At 56.6% G+C, this 8,716-nt stretch carries 7 protein-coding genes; all 7 read left to right on the top strand.

The window, feature by feature from the left end:
• Nucleotides 1–305, top strand: a 305-nt coding sequence (locus D6877_RS29660; RefSeq protein WP_206662997.1) for a hypothetical protein, incomplete at its 5' end; no start/stop codon positions are given.
• 126 nt (nucleotides 306–431) lie between these two features.
• Nucleotides 432–1,742 (top strand): trigger factor, encoded by a 1,311-nt coding sequence (gene tig / locus D6877_RS23790; RefSeq protein ID WP_016775337.1) that lies wholly within the window; start codon nucleotides 432–434, stop codon nucleotides 1,740–1,742.
• Between the two features lie 92 nt (nucleotides 1,743–1,834).
• Nucleotides 1,835–2,470, top strand: a complete 636-nt coding sequence (gene clpP, locus D6877_RS23795) for an ATP-dependent Clp endopeptidase proteolytic subunit ClpP (RefSeq protein WP_016775336.1) — start codon at nucleotides 1,835–1,837, stop codon at nucleotides 2,468–2,470.
• Between the two features lie 112 nt (nucleotides 2,471–2,582).
• Nucleotides 2,583–3,866, top strand: a complete 1,284-nt coding sequence (gene clpX, locus D6877_RS23800; protein ID WP_016775335.1) for an ATP-dependent Clp protease ATP-binding subunit ClpX — start codon at nucleotides 2,583–2,585, stop codon at nucleotides 3,864–3,866.
• A gap of 163 nt (nucleotides 3,867–4,029) precedes the next feature.
• Nucleotides 4,030–6,426, top strand: a complete 2,397-nt coding sequence (gene lon / locus D6877_RS23805) for an endopeptidase La (protein WP_016775334.1) — start codon at nucleotides 4,030–4,032, stop codon at nucleotides 6,424–6,426.
• Nucleotides 6,427–6,575: 149 nt separating this feature from the next.
• The gene (locus D6877_RS23810; RefSeq protein ID WP_003183171.1) at nucleotides 6,576–6,848 is read left to right on the top strand and encodes an HU family DNA-binding protein; all 273 of its coding nucleotides are present in this window, start codon (nucleotides 6,576–6,578) and stop codon (nucleotides 6,846–6,848) included.
• Nucleotides 6,849–7,075: 227 nt separating this feature from the next.
• Nucleotides 7,076–8,716 (top strand): SurA N-terminal domain-containing protein (locus D6877_RS23815; protein ID WP_130912295.1); only part of this gene is annotated, 1,641 nt, incomplete at its 3' end.

Genomic DNA, 8,716 nt, shown 5'->3' on the forward strand with positions numbered 1-8,716 from the left:
TCGTGGGTTCGATCCCCATCGTCCACCCCATATTTCGAAAGGCGCCAGATTTAACAGTCTGGCGCCTTTTTTGTTTTAGCGGTTTCGAAGTCCGGCCATGGTCGATTTCGAAGCGCAGAGCAGGGCACTTCATCGCTTTTAAAGGATCGGATGACGCTGAACTGCTCGTCGTTCCGGTTTTGCTGGAATGGCTGTCGGGGCGGATTGGATTGTTTCTTCTATATATAGAAGCGTTGATGCAGAGCCCTGACCTGAGCACTTGTATTCGCCAGTGGAGTGAACGGCATTCGTGCAGCGCTCCCTGAAAATTGCCTGCTGTTTTTTTACCCGTTTCCAGTAGGGTGACTTCTTGAGTTTGACCCACTAGAATGCATGCCCTTGATTCTGGGGTCGGAAACGGCCGGCTAACGTCTGTGCAACGAGGAATATCCATGCAAGTTTCTGTTGAAAATACTACTGCTCTCGAGCGCCGCATGAGCGTCACCGTGCCGGCAGAGCGCATCGAGACTCAGGTCAACAAGCGTCTGCAGCAGACTGCCCAAAAGGCCAAAATTGCTGGCTTCCGTCCAGGCAAAGTGCCAATGAGCGAAATCAAGCGCCGTTTCGGTGCTGATGCGCGTCAGGAAGCTGTAGGCGATGTGATCCAGTCTTCGTTCTACGAAGCTGTGGTTGAGCAGAAGCTCAACCCTGCCGGTTCGCCTTCGATCGAGCCAAAGTCGCTCGAAGCGGGCAAGGATCTGGAATACGTTGCTGTATTCGAAGTCTTCCCTGAGTTCACCGTTGCTGGCTTCGAAGGCATCACCGTTGAGCGCCTGAGCGCTGAAGTGGCTGACGCTGACCTGGACAAGATGCTCGACATCCTGCGCAAGCAGAACACCCGTTTCGAAGTGGCCGACCGTGCCGCGCAGAACGAAGATCAGCTGAACATCGATTTCGTTGGCAAGGTTGACGGCGAAGTGTTCGCTGGCGGCTCCGCCAAGGGCACTCAGCTGGTACTGGGTTCCGGTCGCATGATCCCGGGCTTCGAAGAAGGGCTGGTTGGCGCTAAGGCTGGCGAAGAGCGCGTTCTGAACCTGACCTTCCCTGAGGACTATCAGAACCTGGACCTGGCTGGCAAAACCGCCGAGTTCACCGTGACCGTCAACACTGTGTCCGAGCCTAAGCTGCCTGAGCTGAACGAAGAGTTCTTCGCTCAATTCGGCATCAAGGAAAGCGGCATCGACGGTTTCCGCACCGAAGTTCGCAAGAACATGGAGCGTGAACTGCGTCAGGCGATCAAATCCAAGGTCAAGAATCAGGTAATGGACGGTCTGCTGGCCACCAACCCGATCGAAGTGCCAAAGGCTCTGCTGTCCAACGAAGTTGACCGTCTGCGCGTGCAGGCTGTTCAGCAATTCGGCGGCAATATCAAGCCAGACCAACTGCCGGCCGAGCTGTTCGAAGAGCAAGCCAAGCGCCGCGTCGTGCTGGGCCTGATCGTTGCTGAAGTGGTCAAGCAGTTCGACCTCAAGCCTGACGAAGCTCGCGTTCGCGAAATGATTCAGGAAATGGCTTCCGCTTACCAGGAGCCAGAGCAGGTCGTGTCGTGGTACTACAAAAACGAGCAGCAACTGAACGAAGTGCGTTCGGTTGTGCTGGAAGAACAAGTTGTGGATACTGTTCTGCAGAAAGCTAGTGTGACCGACAAATCGGTCTCCTACGAAGAAGCAGTCAAGCCGGTAGAAGCTCCAGCAGCCGACTGATTGATTTTGCGTTAGAAGTGCACACCATAAGCCAGCTCTCGAGCTGGCTTATGCGTATTCAAGACATAACTATTTGGGAGCGACTGCAGAGCATGTTCCGTAATTCTTATATTCAGCAGAACTCTGATATCCAGGCCGCCGGCGGCCTGGTCCCGATGGTTGTCGAGCAGTCCGCTCGTGGCGAACGCGCCTACGACATCTACTCGCGCCTGCTCAAGGAGCGAGTGATCTTTCTGGTGGGCCCGGTAGAGGACTACATGGCCAACCTGATCTGTGCGCAACTGCTGTTCCTTGAAGCGGAAAACCCGGACAAGGACATCCATCTGTACATCAACTCGCCGGGCGGTTCGGTGACTGCCGGCATGTCGATCTACGACACCATGCAGTTCATCAAGCCGAACGTATCGACCACCTGCATCGGTCAGGCCTGCAGCATGGGCGCATTCCTGCTCACCGCAGGTGCACCGGGCAAGCGTTTCTGCCTGCCGAACTCGCGCGTGATGATTCACCAGCCACTGGGCGGTTTCCAGGGCCAGGCGTCGGACATCGAAATCCACGCCAAGGAAATCCTCTTCATCCGCGAGCGTCTGAACATGCTGATGGCCAAGCACAGCGGCCGTACTCTGGAAGAAATCGAGCGCGATACCAATCGCGACAACTTCATGAGTGCCGAAGCTGCGAAGGAATACGGCCTGATCGACGAAGTGATCAACCAGCGTCCAGCTTAATATAAGCAGCGCAAAACAGGCCTGATCGGCATGTCCGATCAGCGGCGGGCTTGAAAAAGCCCGCAATAGCCTTCATCTTGTGTTGCAAGCCTATCGGATTTGGATCGAACGAATGACTGACACCCGCAACGGCGAGGACAACGGCAAGCTGCTCTATTGCTCCTTCTGTGGCAAAAGCCAGCATGAAGTGCGCAAATTGATTGCCGGCCCCTCGGTCTTTATCTGCGACGAGTGCGTCGACCTGTGCAATGACATCATCCGCGAGGAGGTGCAGGAAGCACAGGCCGAAAGCAGCGCGCATAAATTGCCTTCGCCTAAAGAAATCAGCGGCATCCTTGACCAGTACGTCATTGGTCAGGAGCGTGCGAAAAAGGTTTTGGCCGTAGCGGTGTACAACCACTACAAACGCCTGAACCAGCGCGACAAAAAGGCTGACGACGTCGAACTCGGCAAGAGCAACATCCTGCTGATCGGCCCGACAGGCTCCGGTAAAACCCTGCTGGCCGAAACACTGGCCCGCTTGCTGAACGTTCCGTTCACCATCGCCGACGCAACTACCCTCACCGAGGCAGGTTATGTGGGTGAAGATGTCGAGAACATCATTCAGAAGCTGCTGCAGAAGTGCGATTACGACGTAGAGAAAGCCCAGATGGGCATTGTCTACATCGACGAAATCGACAAGATTTCCCGCAAGTCCGACAACCCGTCGATCACCCGTGATGTTTCCGGTGAAGGCGTGCAGCAGGCCTTGCTCAAGTTGATCGAAGGCACGGTCGCTTCCGTACCGCCGCAAGGTGGCCGCAAGCATCCGCAGCAGGAATTCCTGCAGGTCGACACCCGTAACATCCTGTTCATCTGCGGCGGCGCGTTCTCTGGCCTGGAAAAGGTCATTCAGAATCGTTCCACCAAGGGCGGCATCGGCTTCAACGCCGAAGTGCGCAGCAAGGAAGAGGGCAAGAAAGTCGGCGAATCCCTGCGTGAAGTCGAGCCTGACGATCTGGTCAAGTTCGGTCTGATCCCGGAATTCGTCGGTCGTCTGCCGGTCCTGGCGACACTGGACGAGCTCGACGAGGCTGCGCTGATGCAAATCCTCACCGAGCCGAAAAATGCTCTGACCAAACAGTATGCCAAGCTGTTCGAGATGGAAGGCGTGGATCTGGAATTCCGTTCTGACGCGCTGAAATCGGTCGCCAAGCGTGCCCTGGAACGTAAAACCGGTGCCCGTGGCCTGCGTTCGATTCTCGAAGGTGTATTGCTCGACACGATGTATGAAATCCCCTCGCAGTCCGAGGTGAGCAAAGTCGTGATCGATGAAAGCGTCATCGAAGGCAAGTCCAAGCCACTGTATATCTACGAAAACAGTGAGCCGACGGCCAAGGCAGCGCCGGACGCGTAAGCGTCTACCGCGCCGCAACAAGGAAGGGGCCTTCGGGCCTCTTTTTTTTTATGTCATTTTTTACCTCCGCTTTACGCTTGTTTTTTTTCGAGGCAGCCCCCATCTTGGTTTCAAGCTTAATTCCATCTGATTACGGCCATACGGCCGCCGTAGAGGCGAAATCATGAAGACAACCATCGAATTGCCTCTCCTGCCATTGCGTGATGTCGTGGTTTATCCGCACATGGTTATCCCGCTGTTCGTGGGGCGCGAGAAATCCATCGAAGCCCTCGAGGCCGCGATGACGGGTGACAAGCAGATTCTGCTGCTGGCTCAGAGAAACCCGGCTGACGATGATCCCGGTGAAGACGCTCTCTATCGCGTGGGTACGATTGCCACGGTTCTGCAGCTGCTGAAGCTGCCTGATGGCACCGTCAAGGTTTTGGTCGAAGGTGAGCAGCGTGGCACCGTCGAACGCTTCAGCGAAGTCGATGGCCACTGCCGCGCCGAAGTCTCGCTGATCGAAGAAGTCGACGCCGCCGAGCGCGAGTCGGAAGTCTTCGTGCGCACGCTGCTGTCGCAGTTCGAACAATACGTCCAGCTGGGCAAGAAGGTTCCGGCTGAAGTCCTGTCGTCGCTCAACAGCATCGATGAGCCGGGGCGTCTGGTCGACACCATGGCCGCGCACATGGCGCTGAAAATCGAGCAGAAGCAGGAAATCCTCGAGATCATCGATCTGTCGGCCCGTGTCGAGCACGTGCTGGCGCTGCTGGATGCTGAAATCGATCTGTTGCAGGTTGAAAAACGCATCCGCGGTCGCGTCAAGAAGCAGATGGAGCGCAGTCAGCGCGAGTACTACCTGAACGAGCAGATGAAGGCCATTCAGAAAGAACTCGGTGACGGCGACGAAGGCCACAACGAAATCGAAGAGCTGAAAAAGCGCATCGATGCTGCCGGCCTGCCGAAAGACGCGCTGGCCAAGGCGACTGCCGAGCTGAACAAGCTCAAGCAGATGTCGCCGATGTCGGCTGAAGCCACCGTGGTGCGCTCGTACATCGACTGGCTGGTGCAGGTGCCGTGGAAGGCGCAGAGCAAGGTTCGCCTCGACCTGGCCCGTGCAGAAGACATTCTCGACGCCGATCACTACGGTCTCGAAGAGGTCAAGGAACGTATCCTTGAATACCTCGCCGTGCAAAAACGCGTGAAAAAGATCCGCGGCCCGGTGTTGTGCCTGGTCGGTCCTCCAGGTGTGGGTAAAACCTCGCTGGCGGAGTCGATTGCTCATGCCACCAACCGCAAATTCGTGCGCATGGCCCTGGGTGGCGTGCGTGATGAAGCGGAAATTCGTGGTCACCGCCGGACCTACATCGGTTCGATGCCGGGAAGATTGATTCAAAAGATGACAAAAGTGGGCGTACGCAACCCGCTGTTCCTGCTTGATGAAATCGACAAGATGGGCAGCGACATGCGTGGCGACCCGGCGTCGGCGTTGCTGGAGGTGCTCGATCCCGAGCAAAACCACAACTTCAACGATCACTATCTGGAAGTCGATTACGACCTGTCCGATGTGATGTTCCTGTGCACCTCGAACTCGATGAACATCCCGCCAGCGCTGCTGGACCGGATGGAAGTCATCCGTCTGCCGGGTTACACCGAAGACGAGAAGATCAACATCGCCGTTAAATACCTCTCGCCGAAACAGATCGCCGCTAACGGTCTGAAGAAGGGCGAGCTGGAATTCGATGAGGAAGCGATCCGCGACATCATCCGTTATTACACCCGTGAAGCGGGCGTGCGGGGCCTCGAGCGACAGATCGCCAAGGTCTGCCGCAAGGCAGTGAAAGAGCATGCGCTGGAAAAACGCTTCTCGGTAAAAGTGACAGCTGATCTGCTCGAGCATTTCCTTGGCGTGCGCAAGTTCCGCTACGGCCTGGCCGAGCAGCAGGATCAGGTGGGGCAGGTGACTGGCCTGGCGTGGACTCAGGTAGGCGGCGAATTGCTGACCATTGAAGCCGCCGTGATTCCAGGTAAAGGCCAACTGATCAAGACCGGCTCGCTCGGTGATGTGATGGTCGAATCGATCACTGCCGCACAGACCGTGGTGCGCAGCCGCGCCAAGAGCCTGGGCATTCCGCTGGACTTCCACGAGAAGCGCGATACCCACATTCACATGCCGGAAGGTGCCACACCGAAAGACGGCCCTAGCGCTGGCGTGGGCATGTGCACGGCGTTGGTCTCGGCATTGACCGGCATTCCGGTGCGCGCCGATGTCGCCATGACCGGTGAAATCACCCTGCGTGGGCAAGTGCTGGCAATTGGCGGTTTGAAAGAAAAACTGCTGGCGGCACATCGCGGCGGAATCAAGATTGTGATTATTCCGGAAGAAAACGTCCGCGATCTGAAGGAGATTCCTGACAATATCAAGCAGGATCTGCAGATCAAACCGGTTAAATGGATTGACGAGGTCCTGCAAATTGCGCTGCAATACGCGCCGGAGCCCTTGCCGGATGTGGCTCCGGAGATAGTTGCCAAGGACGAAAAACGCGAGTCTGATGCCAAGGAAAGAATTAGCACGCATTAATACGTTTTAGCCTGGGGGGCTTTCCTTGACAGCATTTTAGAGCCCTTGTTATAAAGCGGCTCTTAAGTGTCTGTAGGCCATTCAGCACTCGTTTTTGCTTTCACCAAAAAACTTAGAAACATCTCAAAATAGATATAAGGGGACTTAGAGTGAACAAGTCGGAACTGATTGATGCTATCGCTGCATCCGCTGATATCCCGAAAGCTGCTGCTGGCCGTGCGCTGGACGCTGTAATCGAATCCGTCACTGGCGCTCTGAAGGCTGGCGACTCCGTTGTTCTGGTTGGTTTCGGTACTTTCTCCGTGACTGACCGTCCGGCTCGTACCGGTCGCAACCCGCAAACCGGCAAGACTCTGGAAATCCCGGCTGCCAAGAAGCCAGGTTTCAAAGCCGGTAAAGCACTGAAAGAAGCTGTTAACTGAGTTTTCAGGTTTTTACCCATCCGGGTCGGGGTCAAGCCTGACTTGGCAGCGGAGCGGTAGAGCAGGTGGCTGGAACAGACGCCTGTAACGCCGGGATCGAGGGTTCGAGCCCTGTCCGCTCCGCCAGTTACGAGAAGGCGCATCCTCGGATGCGCCTTTCTTCTATCCGGATTCTACCCACGCTCCACGGTTGCCTAAATTGAAGTTCAACCGTTTCTGGGGGACGCATGCTGCAGAATATCAGGGACAATTCACAAGGCTGGATTGCCAAGACCATTATCGGGGTCATCGTTGCACTGATGGCCCTGACCGGTTTCGATGCCATTTTCCAGGCCACGACTCACAAGAACGAGGCGGCCAAGGTCAACGGTGACGAAATCAGCCAGAACGAGCTGAGCCAGGCCGTTGACATGCAACGCCGTCAGCTGATGCAACAGCTGGGCAAGGACTTCGATGCTTCCTTGCTCGACGAAAAGATGCTGCGCGAATCGGCGCTCAAAGGCCTGATCGACCGCAAGTTGCTGCTGCAAGGCGCCGAACAGGCGAAGTTCTCCTTCTCCGAAGCCGCGCTGGATCAAGTGATCCTGCAGACGCCTGAATTCCAGGTTGACGGCAAGTTCAGCTCCGAGCGTTTCGACCAGGTGATTCGTCAGCTGGGTTACAGCCGCATGCAATTCCGCCAGATGCTGGCTCAGGAAATGCTGATCGGCCAGTTGCGCGCTGGTGTTGCCGGCAGCGGTTTCGTCACCGACGCCGAGGTGCTGGCATTCGCCCGTCTGGAAAAACAGACCCGTGATTTCGCCACTCTTAACGTCAAGGCTGACCCGGCTGCGGTCAAGCTGACCGATGACGAGGTCAAGGCTTACTACGACGAGCACGCCAAGGAATTCATGACGCCGGATCAGGTGATCATCGATTACGTCGAGCTGAAGAAGTCGTCGTTCTTCGATCAGGTCGCAGTCAAGGATGAAGACTTGCAGGCGGCGTATCAGAAAGAGATCGCCAACCTGTCGGAACAGCGTCGTGCCGCGCACATCCTTATCGAAGTGAACGACAAGACAACCGAAGCGCAGGCCAAGGCGAAGATCGAGGAAGTCCAGGCGCGTCTGGCCAAGGGCGAGAAGTTCGAAGCCCTGGCCAAGGAGTTTTCGCAGGATCCGGGCTCGGCCAACAATGGCGGTGACCTCGGTTATGCCGGTCCTGGCGTTTACGACCCGGCTTTTGAAAAAGCCCTGTACTCACTGTCGAAAGACCAGGTGTCCGAGCCGATTCGTACCGACTTCGGTTATCACCTGATCAAGCTGTTGGGCGTGGAAGCGCCTGAAGTGCCGACCCTGGCCAGCCTGAAAGACAAGCTGACCCGTGAGCTGAAAGCCGCTCAGGTCGAGCAGCGTTTTGTTGAGGCGACCAAGCAACTGGAAGACTCGGCATTCGAAGCCTCTGACCTGGCACAGCCAGCAGCGGATTTGAAACTGACCGTCCACACTTCCAAGCCGTTTGGTCGTGAAGGTGGCGAAGGTGTTGCGGCCAACCGTGCCGTGGTCACTGCTGCGTTCAGCCCGGAAGTGATTGATGAAGGTGCCAACAGCACCGCCATCGAACTGGACCCGGAAACGGTGATCGTGCTGCGTTCCAAGGAGCACCTCAAGCCTGCGCAATTGCCAATGGAAAGCGTGAGCGCGGCGATTCGCACTCAGTTGACCAAAGAGCACGCCAGTGCCGAGGCCAAGACCCGTGCCGAGAAGCTGATTGCTGATCTGCGCGACGGCAAGGCGCCGCTGGACAAGGCCATCGACGGTCAGAACTGGAAGACCACCGAAGCGGCCACCCGTGGTCAGGAAGGGGTTGATCCGGCTGTGCTGCAGGCG

The sequence above is a fragment of the Pseudomonas sp. Sample_9 genome (assembly GCF_004307535.1).
Taxonomy (GTDB): Bacteria; Pseudomonadota; Gammaproteobacteria; order Pseudomonadales; family Pseudomonadaceae; genus Aquipseudomonas; species Aquipseudomonas mercuritolerans.

Excerpts from the sequence above, each read along its gene's own strand:
- tig (WP_016775337.1), top strand. The coding sequence starts at position 432 with ATGCAAGTTTCTGTTGAAAATACTACTGCTCTCGAGCGCCGCATGAGC.
- clpP (WP_016775336.1), top strand. The coding sequence starts at position 1,835 with ATGTTCCGTAATTCTTATATTCAGCAGAACTCTGATATCCAGGCCGCC.
- clpX (WP_016775335.1), top strand. The coding sequence starts at position 2,583 with ATGACTGACACCCGCAACGGCGAGGACAACGGCAAGCTGCTCTATTGC.
- lon (WP_016775334.1), top strand. The coding sequence starts at position 4,030 with ATGAAGACAACCATCGAATTGCCTCTCCTGCCATTGCGTGATGTCGTG.